Annotated in this window: 17 protein-coding genes; 2 read left to right on the top strand and 15 right to left on the bottom strand. The window is 62.3% G+C overall.

From position 1 onward, the window contains the following. Positions 1–6: 6 nt before the first annotated feature. From pdeM to BQ8794_RS12065, 6 genes are all read right to left on the bottom strand, one after another. On the bottom strand, positions 7–723 hold the full coding sequence (gene pdeM, locus BQ8794_RS12090) for a ligase-associated DNA damage response endonuclease PdeM (RefSeq protein WP_077377343.1): 717 nt from the start codon (positions 721–723) through the stop codon (positions 7–9). After that, the gene (locus BQ8794_RS12085) at positions 720–3,242 is read right to left on the bottom strand and encodes a ligase-associated DNA damage response DEXH box helicase (protein WP_077377340.1); all 2,523 of its coding nucleotides are present in this window, start codon (positions 3,240–3,242) and stop codon (positions 720–722) included. The genes pdeM and BQ8794_RS12085 overlap by 4 nt, the downstream gene beginning before the upstream one ends. A gap of 247 nt (positions 3,243–3,489) precedes the next feature. Then, entirely contained in the window at positions 3,490–3,855 is a 366-nt protein-coding gene (locus BQ8794_RS12080; protein ID WP_077377337.1) for an endonuclease domain-containing protein, read from the bottom strand. Between the two features lie 189 nt (positions 3,856–4,044). After that, positions 4,045–4,905, bottom strand: a complete 861-nt coding sequence (locus tag BQ8794_RS12075) for a C40 family peptidase (protein WP_077377335.1) — start codon at positions 4,903–4,905, stop codon at positions 4,045–4,047. 93 nt (positions 4,906–4,998) lie between these two features. After that, positions 4,999–5,349, bottom strand: coding sequence for a MarR family winged helix-turn-helix transcriptional regulator (locus BQ8794_RS12070; RefSeq protein WP_023802155.1), 351 nt, complete (start codon positions 5,347–5,349; stop codon positions 4,999–5,001). A 66-nt stretch (positions 5,350–5,415) separates the two neighbouring features. Further along, a complete protein-coding gene (locus BQ8794_RS12065; RefSeq protein ID WP_077377332.1) occupies positions 5,416–6,780 on the bottom strand; it encodes a leucyl aminopeptidase family protein in 1,365 nt (454 codons plus the stop codon). Positions 6,781–6,902: 122 nt separating this feature from the next. On the opposite strand from BQ8794_RS12065, the gene BQ8794_RS12060 reads away from it, so the two are divergent. Then, complete coding sequence (locus tag BQ8794_RS12060) at positions 6,903–7,724, top strand: tetratricopeptide repeat protein (RefSeq protein WP_077377542.1); 822 nt, start codon at positions 6,903–6,905, stop codon at positions 7,722–7,724. A gap of 113 nt (positions 7,725–7,837) precedes the next feature. Here BQ8794_RS12060 and BQ8794_RS12055 read toward each other — a convergent pair whose 3' ends face one another. The 9 genes from BQ8794_RS12055 to BQ8794_RS12015 all read right to left on the bottom strand — a co-directional run bounded on the left by BQ8794_RS12055 (position 7,838) and on the right by BQ8794_RS12015 (position 16,917). Continuing rightward, on the bottom strand, positions 7,838–8,854 hold the full coding sequence (locus tag BQ8794_RS12055) for a type II secretion system F family protein (RefSeq protein ID WP_077377329.1): 1,017 nt from the start codon (positions 8,852–8,854) through the stop codon (positions 7,838–7,840). A gap of 12 nt (positions 8,855–8,866) precedes the next feature. Continuing rightward, positions 8,867–9,880: a type II secretion system F family protein gene (locus BQ8794_RS12050; RefSeq protein WP_077377327.1), complete on the bottom strand. Its 1,014-nt coding sequence runs from the start codon at positions 9,878–9,880 to the stop codon at positions 8,867–8,869. A 29-nt stretch (positions 9,881–9,909) separates the two neighbouring features. Continuing rightward, on the bottom strand, positions 9,910–11,421 hold the full coding sequence (locus BQ8794_RS12045) for a TadA family conjugal transfer-associated ATPase (RefSeq protein WP_077377324.1): 1,512 nt from the start codon (positions 11,419–11,421) through the stop codon (positions 9,910–9,912). 29 nt (positions 11,422–11,450) lie between these two features. Beyond that, on the bottom strand, positions 11,451–12,734 hold the full coding sequence (locus tag BQ8794_RS12040) for a CpaE/TadZ family protein (protein WP_077377321.1): 1,284 nt from the start codon (positions 12,732–12,734) through the stop codon (positions 11,451–11,453). Positions 12,735–12,760: 26 nt separating this feature from the next. After that, on the bottom strand, positions 12,761–13,483 hold the full coding sequence (locus BQ8794_RS12035) for a CpaD family pilus assembly protein (RefSeq protein WP_077377318.1): 723 nt from the start codon (positions 13,481–13,483) through the stop codon (positions 12,761–12,763). Between the two features lie 14 nt (positions 13,484–13,497). Further along, the gene (locus BQ8794_RS12030; protein ID WP_077377315.1) at positions 13,498–15,039 is read right to left on the bottom strand and encodes a type II and III secretion system protein family protein; all 1,542 of its coding nucleotides are present in this window, start codon (positions 15,037–15,039) and stop codon (positions 13,498–13,500) included. After that, positions 15,036–15,848 carry a Flp pilus assembly protein CpaB gene (gene cpaB, locus BQ8794_RS12025; protein WP_077377312.1) on the bottom strand — a complete coding sequence of 271 codons (813 nt, stop codon included), beginning with the start codon at positions 15,846–15,848 and terminating at the stop codon, positions 15,036–15,038. The genes BQ8794_RS12030 and cpaB overlap by 4 nt, the downstream gene beginning before the upstream one ends. A gap of 224 nt (positions 15,849–16,072) precedes the next feature. Beyond that, positions 16,073–16,591 carry an A24 family peptidase gene (locus tag BQ8794_RS12020; RefSeq protein ID WP_077377309.1) on the bottom strand — a complete coding sequence of 173 codons (519 nt, stop codon included), beginning with the start codon at positions 16,589–16,591 and terminating at the stop codon, positions 16,073–16,075. 155 nt (positions 16,592–16,746) lie between these two features. Then, the gene (locus tag BQ8794_RS12015) at positions 16,747–16,917 is read right to left on the bottom strand and encodes a Flp family type IVb pilin (RefSeq protein ID WP_077377306.1); all 171 of its coding nucleotides are present in this window, start codon (positions 16,915–16,917) and stop codon (positions 16,747–16,749) included. Positions 16,918–17,261: 344 nt separating this feature from the next. Here BQ8794_RS12015 and BQ8794_RS12010 point away from each other — a divergent pair, with 344 nt between their 5' ends. Continuing rightward, complete coding sequence (locus BQ8794_RS12010) at positions 17,262–17,684, top strand: pilus assembly protein N-terminal domain-containing protein (RefSeq protein ID WP_077377304.1); 423 nt, start codon at positions 17,262–17,264, stop codon at positions 17,682–17,684. The last annotated feature ends 64 nt before the right edge of the window (positions 17,685–17,748 follow it).

Raw genomic sequence — 17,748 nt, 5'->3', positions numbered from 1 at the left:
AGCAGCTCAGCCTGGTCGCAGCATCGCGTGGGAAATGGCGAAGATGCGCTCCGTGCCGAGCATATAGGCCATCAGCGTTTCGCGACGGAACAGCCCGGCATAGGCGCGGTCGAGCACATTGAGGGAGCCGGTATAGGCGCCAAAGGCCGGCATGACCATGCGGCCGCCGTCGCCGGCAAAGCAGCGCCGTCGCACCGAGCGGCCTTGCTGCACGATGCGGGCGCAAGGGTGAAGATGACCTGATACCTCGCCTTCCACTCTCACCGCCGAAGGCTGGTGCCGGAATACGAGAGAGCCTATGGCCAGTTCGCGCACCGTCTCGCCGGGCAGGGCGGCCGGCGCATCAGGATCATGGTTGCCGGCAACCCAGAACCAGTCGCGGCCGGCCATCAGCGCTTCCAGGCGTTCGCGAAAGCTTGCATGCATGCGCGCCGCGCCGCCGCCGTCATGAAAGCTGTCGCCGAGGCTGATGACGATCGCCGGCTGATAATCGGCAATCACCGCCTGCAATCGCAGCAACGTCGCACCGGTATCATAAGGCGGGATCAATGTACCGCGCCGTGCCAGCGACGAACCCTTTTCCAGATGCAGGTCGGACACGGCCAGAAGCCGAAGCTCGGGAAAATAAAGCACGCCGCGCCGATCGCAGATCGCACGCTCGCCGGCGATGCCGATAGGATCGGCATCCGCCAGGAGCGCAGTCATGGCGAGTGCGAATGTCATTTCGTCCCCATGGCCTCCTCGACCAGCGTTGCCGCATCCATCAGCAGCGTATCATCGGCCTCGCCATGCACCGGCATCTTGCCGATCTCGAGCATGATCGGCACGGCGAGCGGCGAAATCTGCTCAAGATGCTTATGCACGATTCGTCCCTGGATACGCGAGAGCATCTCGGCAAGTCTGCTGACATCCAGCAGACCCGTGGCCGCGTCGGCACGCGTCGCCTGCAGCAGGATGTGGTCGGGCTCATGGCTGCGCAGAACGTCGTAAATAAGGTCGGTCGAGACGGTGACCTGACGGCCGCTCTTCTCCTGGCCGGGATGACGTTTTTCGATCAGTCCGGAGATGAGCGCGCAATTGCGGAAAGTGCGCTTCAAGAGCCAGCTGTCGGCCAGCCAGGCTTCGAGATCGTCGCCCAGCATGTCCTGGTCGAGAAGCGCGGCCAGCGACGGTTTCTTCGCCCGCAACATCCTGCCCATATCGGCCAGCGACCATATGGCAAGCGCATAGTCGGTGGCGACGAAGCCGAGCGGCCTGGCTCCCGCCCTGTCGAGGCGGCGGGTAAGCAGCATGCCGAGCGTCTGGTGCGCCAGCCTGCCCTCGAACGGGTAGGCCACGAGATAGTAGCGGTTGCCGCGCGGAAAGGTCTCGATCAGCAGGTCGTCGCGTTTCGGCAGCACCGATTTGTCGGCCTGGAAGCGTAGCCAGTCGGCGACCTGTTCCGGCAGCTTCTTCCAGCGCTGCGGGTCGTCCAGCATGATGCGGACCTGTTCGGCGAGGTAAGTCGAAAGCGGGAATTTGCCGCCGCCATAATAGGGCACCTTGGCGTCGCTGCCGGGCGCATTCGACACGAAGCATTCATTGTCGCGGATGCCCCCGAAGCGCAGCACCTTGCCGGCGAACATGAAGGTATCGCCATGCGTCAGCGTTTCGAGGAACGCCTCCTCGATCTTGCCAAGAACCCGGCCGCCGCGCGAGGCAGAGCCTTTGCTGCCGGCCTTGATATAACGCACGTTGAGCGCCGGCACCTCGATGATGGTGCCGACATTCAGCCGGTACTGCTGGGCGATCCGAGGATTGGACACGCGCCACAGCCCGTCCTTGTTCAGGCGGATGCGAGCGTAGCGCTCGTAGTTCTTCAGCGCATATCCGCCGGTGGCGACGAAGTCGACGACACGATCGAACGTCAGCCGATCAAGACTGGCATAGGGCGCGGCGGTTCGCACTTCCTCGAACAGGTCATCGGCATGAAAAGGCGCGCCGCAGGCGCAACCCAAGACATGCTGCGCCAGCACATCGAGCCCGCCATTGACCAGCGGCGGCGTGTCCTGGGCACCGAGATAATTGGCGTCGAGCGCCGCCCGGCATTCCAGCACCTCGAACCGGTTGGCCGGAATCAGGATCGCCTTCGACGGCTCATCCATGCGGTGGTTGGCGCGGCCAATGCGCTGCGCCAGCCGGCTCGCGCCCTTCGGCGCGCCGACATGCACGACCAGGTCGACGTCGCCCCAGTCGATGCCGAGGTCGAGCGTCGACGTGGCGACGATGGCACGCAAGGCATTCTCGCCCATGGCTTTTTCGACGCGCCGGCGCTGGGCGACGTCGAGCGAGCCGTGATGCAGCGCGATCGGCAAAGTGTCCTCATTGACCCGCCACAATTCCTGAAACAACAGCTCGGCCTGGCTGCGTGTGTTGACGAACAGCAGGGTCGTCTTGTGTCGCTTGATCTCGCTATAGATCTCCGGTGTCGCGTAGCGGGCCGAATGTCCGGCCCAAGGAACATGCTCTTCCGAGTCAAGAATGGAGATCTCTGGCTTGGCGCCGCCAGTGACGACGATCAATTCGGCCATGCCGCCCGGTGGGTTCTGGCTGACCAGCCAGCGCCGCAATTCGTCCGGCTCGGCGACCGTCGCCGACAGGCCGATCGTCTGCAAGCCGGGAACAAGGGATCGCAGCCGGGCCAGCCCGAGCGACAGGAGATGCCCGCGCTTCGACGTCACCAAAGAATGCAGTTCGTCAAGCACGACATAGCGCAGATCCTCGAAGAAGCGCCTGGCGTCGGGCGCAGCAATCAGCAGCGCCAGTTGCTCGGGCGTGGTCAGGAGGATGTCGGGCGGGGCCAGCTTCTGCCGCTGGCGCTTGTGCGCGGGCGTGTCGCCGGTGCGCGTCTCGATGGTGAGCGATAGACCGATCTCTTCCACCGGCTTGCCGAGATTGCGCTCGATGTCGACGGCCAGCGCTTTCAGCGGCGAGATGTACAGCGTGTGAATGCCGCGACGCGCCTGCCCCGGTCTTCTCCCTGGCCGCCCGGCCAGCTCGGTTAGTGAAGGCAGAAACCCGGCCAGCGTCTTGCCGGCGCCGGTCGGTGCGATCAGCAGGACCGATTGCCCGGCCTGGGCAGTCGCCAGCAATTCCATCTGGTGGGCGCGCGGCGACCAGCCTCTTTGCGCAAACCATTTGAGGAATGGCTCGGGCAAGCGCACGGCGGCATTCTGTTCGGCGAGGCGCGGCTGCTCTGTCACCCGCCAGAGGTAGCGCGGCGCCGCGCAATCGCCAAGAAGAATCGGAACAAAGGGTGATCGAGTGCGGTTTTTCCTTCTCCCCCACAAGGAGGCCTTCGCACGCGAAGAAGCGCGACCGGTGTGAGGGGTTGCGCATGAAGGATTAAGATTGGCGAAACCGCCAATGACGGCCAATCTCCCCCCTTGTGGGGGAGATGTCCGGCAGGACAGAGGGGGGCGCTGTCCAGGGCGCTGTCCCGCCGGCGTATCAAGTCGCGCCGGCGAGCCCCGCCTCGATGACGATTTGCTGGCAGACATTGTCGATGTCACAAATGATGTCGTCGTTCCAGAAGCGCAGGATGGTCCAGCCATCCCGTTCCAGACGCTTTGTCCTCGCCTCGTCGCCTGCATTGGCGTCGGCATGCTGCGAACCATCGACTTCGACGATGGGCTTCTTGTCCGGGCAAGCGAAGTCGACGATGTAACCGGCGATCGGAAATTGTCTCCGGAAGCCAAGCCCCATCAACCGATGCGCGCGAAGCTCGTTCCAAAGCTTCAGTTCGGCGTCGGTCATCGCCTTGCGCATCGACTTGGCATTTGCGCGATTTCGCGGAGGCAGTGGCGTGTGAGGCATCGTCAATGCTCGGTCCCAATTGAGGTTGGCGCTCTACGGCGCCCCCCTCTGTCCTGCCGGACATCTCCCCCACTTGGGGGGAGATCGGCCGTCACCTTTGATTTCGCCAAATCGCCAACCTCGAAAAAGAGGCGCTATCGGCGGAACTGCTGATCTCCCCTCGTAAGGGGAGAAGGTAAGCGGTTTCATTCACGGCCGCCGAAACCCTGTTGGACCGCCATAGAGATAGCCGATGCGGGCGACGGCTTGCCTGAACCCTTCACGCGAGACCAGCATGGTGTGGCCGTTGGCGTGGATCATCGTTTTTGGGTCGGTCATGACAGCGACATGGCCTTTCCAGAACACCAGGTCGCCGCGCCGCAACCCGGCAAAGTCCGGACCCGGGTCGAGCGGCTCGCCGATGGTCGCCGCCTGCATATCGGAATCGCGCAGCACTTGCCTGCCGGCCATGTGCATCGCCAATTGCACGAGACCGGAACAATCGATGCCGAAGCCTGAGGCGCCGCCCCACAGATAGGGCGTGCCGAGAAAAGCCTCCGCGACAGCGACATAGTCGGTAGCCGGCTCTCCCAGAGGCCTGAGATGGCCTGATATGATAGCCTCGCCGGACGGCAGCAGCGCATAATGCGTGCCGCGCGTTTCGGCTGCGCCGGTCACCGTCACCGCCGATCCCATCGAAAGTTGCCCGCTCAGCGGAAGCCGCAAATCCGGTCCCGGATAGAGGAAGGTTCGCGGCACCGAGACGACATGGGTGGGCGCATGGTCCCGTCCGCCCAGCACGGTGTCGGCGACATAGCCGACATAGCCGTCGCGCTCCGACTGGATCCAGGCCCAGCCTTCGGCATCTTCGAAGACGAGGACGTCATCACCGAACAGAAGCTGCGTGTTGACGCCGGCATCCGGCCGCGGCGCTTTGCGGATGTCGGCCACTGCGGCTGAAATCCGCGCTGGCCGCCCGGCGACGAAGCGATCGGCGGCGACCTCGCCTTTCAGCCTGATATCGGCGAGATCGGAACGGAAGGCGTGAAGGCGGGCATCCCTGGCGGTCAAATCGGCAACTCGGCTCTGGCTTGGTGTTGGAGCATGATCCCTTCCGAAAACGGTGCTGCTTTGCTTCGCTGACCAGCGGTTCGGGATCCTGCTCTAGATGGGCAATTCCTGGGCCCTGGCGATGATAACATCGCCGAAGCGCTCGACAAAGAGAGCACCTTCTACGGTTCGCTTGACCAGCACGTTGCGCTTGTCGAGCTCATCGCGATGGCGCGAAACCAGCTTCATTGCGCCCATCGTGTCGAGCGCCCGGGTGATCACCGGCTTGGTGACATTGAGCCGGGCGGCGAGCCCGCGCACCGTATGCGGCGGTGGATCGAGATAGATCGTGAACAGGATCGCCGTCTGGCGCATGGTGAGGTCCGGCGCGTCGTCGCGCACCTGATACAGCATCACCTGCTGCCACAGTCGCAAGGCCTGACTCGGGCGCATCGAAATCGACATCCGGCCAGAATGACGGCAAATTGTTTCGGTTCCGTTTCAGTCACGAGCATGTCCTGCACCGCAGCGTCAGGCGTAGCGTTTCGAGATGACCCTTTCCAGCGCGCGGATGCCTTGCGCCTCGCCGCCGGCGAGACCGTACGGACGATCGGACGGGTTCCAGGCGAAGATGTCGAAATGCGCCCAGGCGGCGGTCTTCTCGACGAAGCGCTTGAGGAAAAGCGCCGCGGTGATCGAGCCGGCGAAACTGTCTGACGTGACATTGTTGATGTCGGCGATCTTCGACGACAGCTTTGCGGCATAGGGTTTCCACAGCGGCATGCGCCACAGAGGATCCTCGACTGCGACGGAGGCCGCAGCGAGGTCGGAGGCCAGCGCTTCATCGCCGGTGTAGAACGGCGGCAGATCGGGTCCGAGCGCGACGCGAGCAGCCCCGGTCAAGGTCGCCATGTCGATCAGCAGCTGCGGCTCGTCGTCGTCTGCCAGTGCCAAGGCGTCCGCCAGCACCAGCCGTCCTTCGGCGTCGGTGTTGCCGATCTCGACGGTGATGCCCTTGCGGCTCACCAGCACGTCGCCGGGCCGGAAGGCGTTGCCGGCAATCGAATTTTCGACCGCCGGGATCAGCACACGCAGCCGGACCTTCAACCCGGCGGCCATGATCATCGAGGCGAGGCCCAATACGTTGGCCGCGCCACCCATGTCCTTCTTCATCAAGAGCATGCCCGAGGACGGCTTGATGTCGAGACCACCGGTGTCGAAGCAGACGCCCTTGCCGACCAGCGTCACCTTCGGGCCGTTCTTCGGTCCCCAAATCAGGTCGATCAGCCGCGGTGCGCCGACGGAAGCGCGGCCGACCGCATGGATCATCGGGAAATTCTTCTTGAGCAGGTCGTCGCCCTTGGTCACCGACACTTCGGCGTCGTAGGTCCCCGCAAGCGCCCGAACTGCATTCTCCAACTCGTCAGGTCCCATGTCGCTGGTCGGCGTGTTGACCAGATCGCGCGTCAGGAAAACACCATCGACGATGCGGCGAACATAAGCCCCTTCAGCGCCGGGCGGCAGCGAAAAACGCAGCGTCTTGCCAGGCTTTTTGCCGTAGCGGGTGAAGACATAGCCGCCGAGCGCCAAAGCGATCGCCGCGATTTCCGGCTCGGCCAGTGTGGAGGCGAAATGCCAGTCGCCTTCGGGCAAGGCTCTCGCCAGTGCGCCGATGGCAAGCGCGCCTTCGCCGTCGCCCGTGCCGAACAGGGCTCCGGTAAGCGCGCCGCTTTCGTCGGGCAGGATCAGCGTCCTCCCGGCCTGACCGGAAAAGCCGTTGGCCTTGGCCCAGGCGAGCGAGGAGGAGGCAAGCCCTGCTGTATCCAGTCTATCCTTCGCCACCAGATGAACCGGCAGTGTGGTCTTCAGTTCTCTCTCGATGAGTTCGACTGTCATTCGATGGTCTCCGGCTTCCGAGTCGGCGCGTTTTAACTATCCGTTAGGGTTAACAGAATATTTCTGCGGGAGGGAAGATGGCCACGTAATAGCCAATTTGACGAATGGAGGCCTTGGTGCAGATGCCGACCAACAGCATGACGAACGCCAGGGGGAAGCGGCTGATCACCACGGCGTTCATAATAGCGCTCGCGGCCAGCGTTGCAGGCTGCGGAACCAGCAAGTTGACGACCGGCTCGATCGGACGCCCCAGCGGCAAACCCTTGGAAACCATGTCGGCCGGCGAGTTGCACAAGGCGACGATCGCGCTGGGTCAGTCCTACGCCAAGAACCCCAACGACAAGCGGATCGCGACGAATTATGCGGCGGCGCTGCAAATGGATGGCGACGCCGACCAGTCGCTCGCCGTGATGCGCAAACTGGCGATCGTCCTGCCGAAAGACCGCGACGTGCTCGCCGCCTATGGCAAGGCACTTGCCGCCAACGGGCAGTTCGAGCCGGCGCTTGACGCGGTGCGCCGCGCGCAGACACCGGAATATCCCGACTGGAAGCTGGTGTCGGCGGAAGCCGCTATTCTCGACCAGCTTGGCCAGAGAGACGAGGCGCGCCAGAATTACCGCAAAGCGCTTGACCTCAAGCCGAACGAACCTTCGATCCTTTCCAATCTCGGCATGTCCTATGTGCTGGAAGGTGATCTGCGCACCGCTGAAACCTATATGCGCTCGGCCGCCCAGCAGCCGAATGCCGACAGCCGCGTCCGCCAGAACCTGGCGCTGGTCGTCGGCCTGCAGGGCCGTTTCGACGAGGCCGAGAAGATCGCCTCGCAGGAGCTCTCGCCCGAACAGGCGCAGGCGAACGTGACTTACCTTCGCCAGATGCTCGCCCAGCAGAACGCCTGGAGCCAGCTCAAGGACCAGGACAAGACAAAGCCTGCCACCAACTGACCGCACCACGTCCCGGCGCCGAACCGGCCAGTTCCTGTGACACTCATCGGCATGCTGGACCAAAAAGCCGCGTTGCATCAGCACCGCGGCTTTTCTCATGCATTGCTGCCTGGCTATTGGCTGCTCGATGTCGGCTGGTCGCCGAAGATACCGCGCTCGCTCACCTGGATGCCGGCGGGCCCCAGAATGATGGCGAACAGCACCGGCAGGAAGAACAGGATCATTGGCACAGTGAGCTTCGGCGGCAAGGCCGCGGCCTTCTTCTCGGCGGCGTTCATGCGCATGTCGCGGCTTTCGCCGGCAAGCACGCGCAGCGCGTGCGCCACCGGCGTGCCGTAGCGCTCGGCCTGGACCAGCGCCTGCGACACCGACTTGACCGATTCCAGGCCGGTGCGGCTTGCAAGGTTCTCGTATGCCTGCTTGCGTTCCTGCAAGTAGGAAAGTTCGGCATTGGTCAGGATGAACTCTTCGGCAAGCGCCACCGACTGCGCGCCGATCTCGTCGGCGACCTTACGAAACGCCGCCTCCACCGACATGCCGGATTCGACGCAGATAAGCATCAGATCGAGCGCGTCCGGCCACGCCATCTGGATCGACTGCTTGCGCTTGGTGGCGCGGTTGTTGACATAGAGCACCGGCGCGTAAAAACCCGCATAGGCGACGACGACACAGACGAACAACTTGATGACAGGCGGCTGCTCCGGCAACCCGCCGAGCACGAACAGATAGATCGCAGCCAGGGCAAAACCGACAAAGGGCAGGATCAGACGGAAGAAAAGGAAACGCGTCAACGGATTCTGCCCGCGGAAGCCAGCCACCTTGAGTTTCTGCAAGGTGCCTTCATCGGCCAGGGCACGCCTCAAATCCAGCCGGTCGACAACATTGCGCATGCCGATCGACTGTTCCTCGCGCAGGCCCTTGCGGCGGCGATCGGCCTCGAGGGCAAGCCGCGCACGCTGCTTGGCGCGCAGTTCGTCGCGCTCCAGCGCCACCGATTTCATGCGCGCCTTGAGCTGATTTCCGCCAAAGGCAGGCAGCAGCGTGAACACGGTCGCAAACACCGCGATGCCGACCAGCAGGGCAATCAGAAATGCCGGATCGGTAAGGGTTTTGACGACGTTCTCAGTCATGCGCTCGAAATCCTAAACTTCGAAGTTCATCATCTTGCGCATCACCAGGATGCCGATCGACATCCAGGCCGCGGAGCAGCCGAGGATCAGATTGCCGACGCTGGTGGTGAACAATGGCATGATGTAGTTCGGGCTTGTCAGGTAGACGAGAAAGGCGACGACGAAAGGCAAGGCGCCGATGATCACCGCGGACGCCTTCGCTTCCATGGACAGCGCCTGGACCTTGGCCTTCATCTTCTTGCGGTCGCGAAGCACGCGCGAAAGATTGCCCAGAGCCTCGGAAAGATTGCCGCCGGCCTGGGACTGGATCTGGATGACGATGCCGAAGAAGCTCGCCTCGGTGCACGGCATTGTCTCGGCCATGCGCATGCTGGCGTCGGGGATCGACAGGCCCATCTGCTGCGAATCGATGATACGGCGGAACTCGGTCTTGACCGGTTCGGGGGATTCATTGGCGATCAGGCGGACGGCGTCGTTCAGCGGCAGGCCGGATTTGACCGCACGCACGATGATGTCGAGCGCGTTCGGGAATTCGTTGAGGAACGCCTTGACCCGGCGGGCGCGGCAAAACGAAACGAACCAGCGTGGCAGGCCGAGGCCGCCGACCAGCAGCGCACCCGGCAAGACAAACAACGGCGCGCCGAAGAAATAGGCAAGAAACGTCAGGACGGCGCCGCAAACCGCCGAGTAGAAATAGAAGCGCTCGAGCGAGACCTTCATGCCCGCCTGACGGATCTGGGCTTTCAGTGGCGGCTTTTTGACGTTGCCCTGGTTGGCTTTTTGCTTCTGTTCGAGGTCCTTCAGTGAATCCTGAACCGATTTGCGCCGCTTGGCCGCTTCCGCCACGCGATCGCGCGAAGCCTTGACGACGGCACCATCCGTCTCGGCGGTCTTGATCGTTTCAAGCCGCCTGCCGACCTGCTTCTCGGCGCTGATCCGGTTGAACAGAAAAGCATAGGCGACCGCGCCGGCGCTGAAGCCGGCGAGCACGATGACTGCCAACACGGTGCCGTCAATTCCAAACATCGGCCTTGGCTCCTACGCCTCCAAATTCATCAGTCAGCGCGTTTCTCCATTGCCTCGAGCGCATTGGCGAGGCGCTGTTCCTCGCCATAGTAGCGGGCGCGCTCCCAGAAATGTGGACGACCGATGCCTGTTGAAACGTGCTCGCCCAGCAGCCTGCCGTTCGCGTCCTCGCCTTTGATGTTGTAGAGAACGATGTCCTGCGTGATGATGACGTCGCCCTCCATTCCGATCACCTCGGTGATGTGAGTGATGCGCCGCGATCCGTCGCGCAGGCGTGCGGCCTGGATGATCACGTCCACGGAACCGACCACGATTTCACGCACGGTTTTCTGCGGCAGCGTGTAACCGCCCATCGCGATCATCGATTCGATACGGTTCAGGCATTCGCGCGGGCTGTTCGAGTGGATCGTGCCCATCGAGCCGTCGTGGCCGGTGTTCATCGCCTGCAGAAGATCGAACACTTCAGGTCCGCGCACTTCGCCGACGATGATGCGCTCGGGCCGCATGCGCAGGCAGTTCTTGACCAGATCGCGCATGGTCACCTCGCCCTCGCCCTCGAGGTTGGGCGGGCGGGTTTCCAGACGCACGACATGCGGCTGCTGCAGTTGCAGTTCGGCCGAGTCCTCGCAGGTGATGACGCGTTCCTCGCGGTCGATATAGTTGGTCAGGCAATTGAGCAGCGTCGTCTTGCCCGAGCCGGTACCGCCTGAAATGACGATGTTGCAGCGGACGCGGCCAATGATCTTGAGAATCTCGGCGCCGTGCGGCGAAATGGCGCCGAACTTGACCAGCTGGTCGAGTGTCAGCTTGTCCTTCTTGAACTTGCGGATGGTGAGCGCGGCGCCGTCGATGGCGAGCGGCGGCGCGATGACGTTGACACGGGAGCCATCGGGAAGGCGCGCGTCGCAGATTGGGCTCGATTCGTCGACGCGGCGGCCAACCTGGCTGACGATACGCTGACAGATGTTGAGGAGCTGTTGGTTATCGCGGAAACGAATGCCGGTCTGCTCGACCTTGCCGTTGACCTCGATATAGACGTCCCTGGAGCCGTTGACCATGATGTCGGCGATGTCGTCGCGGGCGAGCAACGGCTCCAGCGGCCCGTAACCGAGCACGTCATTGCAGATATCCTCGAGCAGTTCTTCCTGCTCGGCGATCGACATCGCGAAATTCTTGATCGCGATGATATCGTTGACGATGTCGCGGATTTCCTCGCGTGCGCTTTCGGGATCGAGCTTGGCGAGTTGCGACAGGTCGATGGTGTCGATGAGCGCGGCAAAGACCTGGCTCTTGGTGTCGTAATAGGTTTCGCTCTTTTGGCGCTGGAGCTTTTTCGGCTCCGGGGCCAACGGCGGCGCCTCGACCGCACGGCGCACGGGCGCAGCAGACGCGCCAAGCGTGCCAGATGGCGGCGGCGGTGCGGGTTTGGCAAGAACCGCCGTTTCCGCAGGTTTTGCCGCCGGCGCGGCAGGCGCAGGTGCCGGCTGACGGAATTCCGGGGTGAACCGGTTGCCGTCGTCGCTGCCTCTTTTACCAAACATGATCGATTACCAAATCCGCTCCGGAAGCATCACTTCTTGCCGCGCGAGAGCTTGCCAAGGAGGTTGCCGAGGCCCGCTTTCTTTCTTGCCTTGATTTCGCTGCGCCCGGTCAGCACATGCGCAATCTCGTTGATCGTGCCGACAACCAGGTTCTTGGCATCCATTTCGCCGAGCATGCGCCCGTTGTTGGCGGCGTTTCCGAACAGCAGCGGCTCGAAAGCAATGACCGACATCGGCGACAGGCCGAGCGAGTCGGCGAAGTCGGATGACGAAATCTCCGGGCGCTTTGGCACGCCGGCCTGATTGATGATCAGCTTCGGCGGCGGATCGTTCGGGCGAAGCCGTTTGAACATGTCGGCCAGATTCTTGGTATTGCGCAGATTGGCCAGCTCCGGCGTCGCCGTGATCACGATCTCGTCGGCTTTGACCAGTATGTTCTTGGTCCAGCCTGTCCAGATGTGCGGAACATCGAGCACCAGAAGCGGCACGCTGCGCTGGGCGGTGTCGATAAGCTGCGTGAAAGCGTCTGGATCGAAATCGTAGACCCGATCGAGCGTTGAAGGCGCTGCAAGCAGCGACAGATGCTCGGCGCACTGGGCAAGCAGCCGATCGAGATAGACCTCGTCGAGGCGCTCCGGTGAGAAAACGGCTTCGGCAATGCCTTGCGCCGGATCCTGGTCGAAATTGATGTTGGCCGTTCCGAAAGCCAGGTCGAGATCGGCGACAACCACTTCGGACTTGAACAGCGACGACATCGCCCAGGCCACATTGTGGGCAATGGTCGAGGAGCCGACGCCACCCTTGGCGCCGATGAAGGCGATCGAGCGGCCGATCGGCTCGGCTTCCGGATCAACGAAAATCGTCGATATAACGCTGACGATATCGGCCATCGACACCGGCGCGATGACATATTCGGAAATGCCGGAGCGGATGAGCTCGCGATAGAGCCCGACATCGTTATAGTGGCCGATGACCACGACCTTTGAGGTCGGATCGCAATATTCGGAGAGCTGCGTGAGTTGCTCGAGCAATTGCTTCGGCTCGCTGCGCGATTCCAGCAGGATCAGGTTCGGTGTCGGCGCCGATTGGTAGAACTCTATGGCGGTGGCGACGCCGCCCATATGAACCTTCAAATGGGCCTTCGCCATGCGACGATCCTCGCCGGCGCGCTCGACCGGATTGGCAACGCCCTCGGTCTCGCAAAATGCCTGAATCGAGATGCGCGGAATCGGCCGCAACGCCCGCATGGCGGCGATGTCCTGCTGCGAGATTTCGCCGCCATCTATCCCCGTGTCGTAGGCTAGATTGCTCATGTCCGCGTGCTCCAACCTGCGATCGATCAGTAGTCGACTTCTGTTGCCGGGATCGGCGAATAGAACGGGGCGTTTTGATAGCCATCAATGACGACGTCACGCCTTTCGGCATCTATGGGGGTCTGTTTACGCGGCCCGAGCAGATCGGTCGGATTTGCCATCTGGGCGGCAAGATTGTTCTGATACGAGCAGCCGAAATCGGCATAGTGCTTGTTTTCCGAGGTCTGCAGCAGGTCTTCAGGCCAGCGTCCGCATCTGTCGGTCTGCGCCTTCACCGAGACATAGGCGACGCGGATCGGCGCAGACGCTTCGGCCGAAACCGACTGGTAGGTGGTGATGACGATCCGGTTCCGGCTGATGCCGCTGGCAATCGCAAGTCTGGCGAAATCGCGACCGGCCGCGGTCGCGGCGATCTCGTTGGCCGAACCGCTCGGGATCGAGATCGTCAGGGTCGGAGCGGCGCTCTTGTCATAGCCATCCAGGAAGCCCAGAAGCGTGTCGCGCTGTGACCCGGTCATGCCGCGATCGCCGGCGCCGACCGGAAGGTCGATCTTCAGGTTCTTCTCAGCAATCACGATCGGATGGTTGGTGCGATAGTCGTCCGGAACAGCGCCGACCGTGATGCTGTCCCGGTTGGCGCAGCCCGCCAGCAGTGCCGCAACCGCCAGGACCGGAATGGCCGGCCGGTAGATCCGCGAACGGCCGGACCGCGCCGCTGCGGTGATCGTCCTCAACGCTGACTGAGACATGTCCGCTTCCCCGCTTACTTGTAGATGAAGCCGACAACGCCGTGGTAACGGCCGTTGGGCTTGTCGGTTTGCATGGTGCCGTAGACGCGATTGACACGGCCTAGGAACATGCCGGCGCCATCGCTGGCGGCGTTGAAATTGTCGTCCGGCTTGGCAAGGGCGTTGCGCGTCACCGGCTTCACCAAATAGGGCGTGATGATGATGACGAGCTCCGTCTCGTTGCGAACGAAATCCCGGCTGCGGAACAGCGTGCCGAGCACTGGGATCTTGGTCAGCCCGGGCAGCCCGGCGACCGCCTGCCGGATGTCGTCCCGAACCAGGCCGGCGATCATCATCGAACCGCCGGAAGGCAGTTCAATGGTGGTGTCCGCCAGTCGCTTGCGGATCGACAGCAAAGTGGTGCCGGGCAAGTCGCCGGCCGCTTCGAGCACTGTGGCGCCTTCCGTCGTAGGCTCCGAAACCGACGTCCTCACTTTAAGGCTGATGCGGCCCGCCGAGAGCACGACCGGCTGGAATTCGAGGCCAATTCCATATTCGAGCTTTTCGTTGCTGTAGGTAACCTGGCCCGTTATGTTGTCTTCTGAAACGTTGCTCGTCCGGCTTGTGATGAGATTGAATTCGCCGCCGACTTTGAATGTCGCTTTTTCGCCTGAAACCGCGGTCAGCGTCGGCTCGGCGAGTGTCTTCATGACGCCGCTCTGCTCCATGGCATTGATATACGCCTGAAGTCCGTTTCCGAGCGCATCACCCAGCTGTAAGTTGGAGTACTGCGAAATCGGCTTGCCCAGGCCATAAGGAGGAGAACTCATCGCGCCGAAGGAGAAGCCGTCGCTGCTGCCCTTGCCGATCAGGTTGACGCCGAGTTGCTTCATCACCGAGCGGCTGACCTCGGCCACCGTCACCTTCAGCGTCACCTGATCGTCGCCGATGATCTGCAAGAGGTTGACGATCTGGCTGACGCGACGCTCGGAATCCGGGTTGTCGATGTCGACACCGGATTCGGCCGAGCCGCCGGAGGCGGTCTGTGAATATTGTCCCGTGGTCGCTTCACCGCCGGACACGAAGATGGTGGCCAGATCGACCGCGCGCTTGGCATCCAGGGGAGTGTCCACGGTTCCGGTCAGGACGACGTTGTCGTTCAGCAATTCGACAGTGATGGCCGATGATGGGATGAAGCGTCTGATATAGTCTTCCAGTCCGGCGACGTCGCGTTCGACCGCCAGATCCAGGCTGACGATCTGTTCGCCATTGGGGCCGAAGACGAAGATGTTGGTGTCGCCCACCGCCTTTCCGAAGAGATAGATGCGCCTGGCGGTGCGGGTCACCGCATCGGCGACCGCCGGGTTGGCGACCAGTATATCATAGGCATCGCTCGGCAGGTCGATGACCACCGATTTGTTGAGACCGAGCTTGACGCGCTGGGTGGCGGTCGAAGCCGACACCTCGGCGTTCCTGCTTGCCGCATTCGCCTCGAGGAGGCCATGTGCATTCGATCCAAGCAGGAACAGGCCGATTGCCGCAGCCAGTGTAACCGGCAGTCCAGCGTTTAGCCTCATTGCCTTGCTCCCACTTCGGACACTTCGCCCGACTTGATCAGGCGCACTGTTCCGCGCCGCCCATTGCCGGAAACAAGATAGTCGGCCTCGCCCAAATTCTTCTCCTGGGTGTCGCTGATCGACCGCAGCGCCAATGTCAGCCGATCCGCCATCTGCTGGGCGACGGTGATGATTTCCGCCTGCTGCGATGTCAGTTCCAGCGTCGCGGTCTGGCCGACCCTGGTCCTCTTGCCTTCCTCGTCCTCCTGGATGGTCTGGTCGATTGCCAGGACGCGAATGTTCTTGAGGATGGTTTCGGTCGTAAAGCCGCTGCCGCCGGCCGCGGCATCGGCTCTGCGGGTCATGATGACGTCGACGAAATCATTGGGAAGTATGAAGCCGCCGGCCGACGTGTCGGCCGATACGGCTGTAGCGACGGCCCGCATGCCGGAGGGCAGGATCGACGACATGAAGCTCTGTCCCTCGCCGATCAGCTTGGAGCGCCGCAGCGGCTCACCGGCATACATCGCCACACGGGCGACGCCGCCTTTCAGCTTCTCCAGCGCATCGGGCTCCGCGGCGCGGGTGATGAAATTCGCGTTGATGCCATCGGCCGGCCAGGACTGCCAACTGATGTTGTTCTCCAGCGGACTGCCCATCGGAACGTCGCCGGACAGGACAAGCACGTCCTGCAGCGCGATTGCCGGCGCCTCGGGGCCGGATTCGACGATTTGAGGCGGCGGCGCCGTGGCCATGTTTTTTGCGACATATCCTGCGCCACCTGCCGCGGCCACCGCCACGCCCAGAATGATCAGTCGGGATGCTGGCATCTGTCCGAACCTCGTCCTTGGCAAACAACCTCGCCAAGCCGGACCATGCAGCGGCAATCGTCAAAACAAGGTTAATTTAATACTTACGATCGTGATTAATTTAAGGTTTACATAAATTTGAGGCATCCGGCCCGGCCAGCAAAAAAGGCGGCCAAGCCGCCTGCTCCAAGGCCAAATCGAATAGTAGAAGTCTGGTCTGACGGGGAAAGCCGGCGGCGAGAATATTAAGCCGCCAGCCTTGCGAGTGCCCACGCCATCAATGGCGAGTTCGGAAAGGTGAGCAGGCCGCCAACGCCAAGCGCGATGCCATAGGGAACGCCGGTCGTCTCCTCGGCGAAGTGGCGTAAAAACCGGTTATGGCTTGTGACGGCTGCAAGCGGCGATTTCCGATAGACGAGGATGGCGAGCGTCAGCAGGCCACCAATGAATGTCGAGACCACGAGATATTCGACGAGATGGATGTTCAGCCCCATCCAGACGGCGCTGGCGGCCAGCAGCTTGGCGTCGCCGCCTCCCATGCCGCCGAGCGCGAACAGACCGAAGGTTACGGCGAGAACCAGGCCGCCGGCGGCAAAATGCCAGCCATAGGTTGCCCAGTCCGTGCCGGTCAGCGGCGCAACCAGGGCGAAGACGGCCACAAGCAGCACCGGCACGCGATTGGCGATCGTCATCGACAGCATGTCGGAGATCGCGGCGAAAAGCATGCAGAAGGGAAAGACAACGAAGATCAGGGCTTCAAGCATTGGCGCGGCGCCTGTGGTCGAACTGTGCCTGCTCTCAGCCTAGGCATGTTCGATTAACGATTGATGAGGCTGCGAGCTGAAAATCTGCCGGTACGACGAAACAGGGCCGCCAGTGAGGCGGCCCTGTTCTGGAAAACGCCGGACTTCGTGATCTGCTACGAATTGTTGACCGACGTGGCGATCCCGTTGAACTTCGCGTTCAGAGCGTCGCCCAGCGAGCCGGCGCCGACCATGATGGCGAGCGCGATAAGAGCGGCGATCAGACCGTATTCGATGGCGGTCGCGCCGGATTCGTCCTTCACAAAACGTGCAATGAGATTAGACATTCGAGAGCTCCTACTCCAGGTGTTACAGCAATTCCGTCAACTTCTCTGGTGGCTGATCGGATGCTGCCAATCTATGGAGAAGCTCTTTCGATCGGCTTAATAAACAGCCTTACCGATTCCTTTCCGGCTTCAATGACATTGCGTGGTTAACCGTAGACTAAGTGACGCCGAAGGATCCGACAGGCACGTCGGCCTCGAAAGCGCAACGATTGCAGAGAAGGGCGGCCCGCTCCAGGCGATCAAAGCGCCGAGCCCGACGTCTCCACGGCTCTCCTCAGCTTAACCGTTGCTTCACCAATCTCGTTCATGTTCCGTTGAGCAATTTGCCGCCGTGGAGCGCTTCAATGACCGGGCTGAGATCGTCCTTTCCGATTGCCGCGCTGCTTGCCGCCACGGCTCTTGTCGTGCCGGCCAAGGCTGGCGCCGGCATCGAGGTCACGATGAACCAGGCGAAGATCGTCAAACTGTCGCGTGCCGCCGATACGATCGTCGTCGGCAATCCGGCGATCGCCGACGCCTCGGTGCAGGATGCTTCGACGATCGTGCTGACGGGCAAGGGCTTCGGCGTCACCAATCTCGTCGTCCTCGATCAGGAGGGCCGTCCGATCGTCGACGAGCAGATCACCGTCGTGCGACAGGACGCGTCGTCGGTGCGCATCTATCGACGCGCCGAAATACAGACCATGTCGTGCACGCCGTATTGCGAAAGCTCGTATAAAAGCGACGCGGAAAAGGCCTCGGAAGCCGAGATGAGCGCCAGCCAGTAAGCGACCGACTGTTTCGTCTCGCCGAAAATGCCGCTTTGGTTAGCGGCCTGCTAAAACCTTCCGG

This window comes from Mesorhizobium prunaredense (genome assembly GCF_900156895.1).
GTDB lineage: Bacteria > Pseudomonadota > Alphaproteobacteria > Rhizobiales > Rhizobiaceae > Mesorhizobium > Mesorhizobium prunaredense.
Note: the sequence above shows the minus strand (reverse complement) of the source record. Positions and strands in the feature narration are given on the sequence as shown.

Coding starts and splice junctions, on each gene's coding strand:
- pdeM (WP_077377343.1), bottom strand. CDS start 723: ATGACATTCGCACTCGCCATGACTGCGCTCCTGGCGGATGCCGATCCT.
- BQ8794_RS12080 (WP_077377337.1), bottom strand. CDS start 3,855: ATGCCTCACACGCCACTGCCTCCGCGAAATCGCGCAAATGCCAAGTCG.
- BQ8794_RS12070 (WP_023802155.1), bottom strand. CDS start 5,349: ATGTCGATTTCGATGCGCCCGAGTCAGGCCTTGCGACTGTGGCAGCAG.
- BQ8794_RS12065 (WP_077377332.1), bottom strand. CDS start 6,780: ATGACAGTCGAACTCATCGAGAGAGAACTGAAGACCACACTGCCGGTT.
- BQ8794_RS12060 (WP_077377542.1), top strand. CDS start 6,903: ATGCCGACCAACAGCATGACGAACGCCAGGGGGAAGCGGCTGATCACC.
- BQ8794_RS12055 (WP_077377329.1), bottom strand. CDS start 8,854: ATGACTGAGAACGTCGTCAAAACCCTTACCGATCCGGCATTTCTGATT.
- BQ8794_RS12050 (WP_077377327.1), bottom strand. CDS start 9,880: ATGTTTGGAATTGACGGCACCGTGTTGGCAGTCATCGTGCTCGCCGGC.
- BQ8794_RS12045 (WP_077377324.1), bottom strand. CDS start 11,421: ATGTTTGGTAAAAGAGGCAGCGACGACGGCAACCGGTTCACCCCGGAA.
- BQ8794_RS12040 (WP_077377321.1), bottom strand. CDS start 12,734: ATGAGCAATCTAGCCTACGACACGGGGATAGATGGCGGCGAAATCTCG.
- BQ8794_RS12035 (WP_077377318.1), bottom strand. CDS start 13,483: ATGTCTCAGTCAGCGTTGAGGACGATCACCGCAGCGGCGCGGTCCGGC.
- BQ8794_RS12030 (WP_077377315.1), bottom strand. CDS start 15,039: ATGAGGCTAAACGCTGGACTGCCGGTTACACTGGCTGCGGCAATCGGC.
- cpaB (WP_077377312.1), bottom strand. CDS start 15,848: ATGCCAGCATCCCGACTGATCATTCTGGGCGTGGCGGTGGCCGCGGCA.
- BQ8794_RS12020 (WP_077377309.1), bottom strand. CDS start 16,591: ATGCTTGAAGCCCTGATCTTCGTTGTCTTTCCCTTCTGCATGCTTTTC.
- BQ8794_RS12015 (WP_077377306.1), bottom strand. CDS start 16,917: ATGTCTAATCTCATTGCACGTTTTGTGAAGGACGAATCCGGCGCGACC.
- BQ8794_RS12010 (WP_077377304.1), top strand. CDS start 17,262: ATGACCGGGCTGAGATCGTCCTTTCCGATTGCCGCGCTGCTTGCCGCC.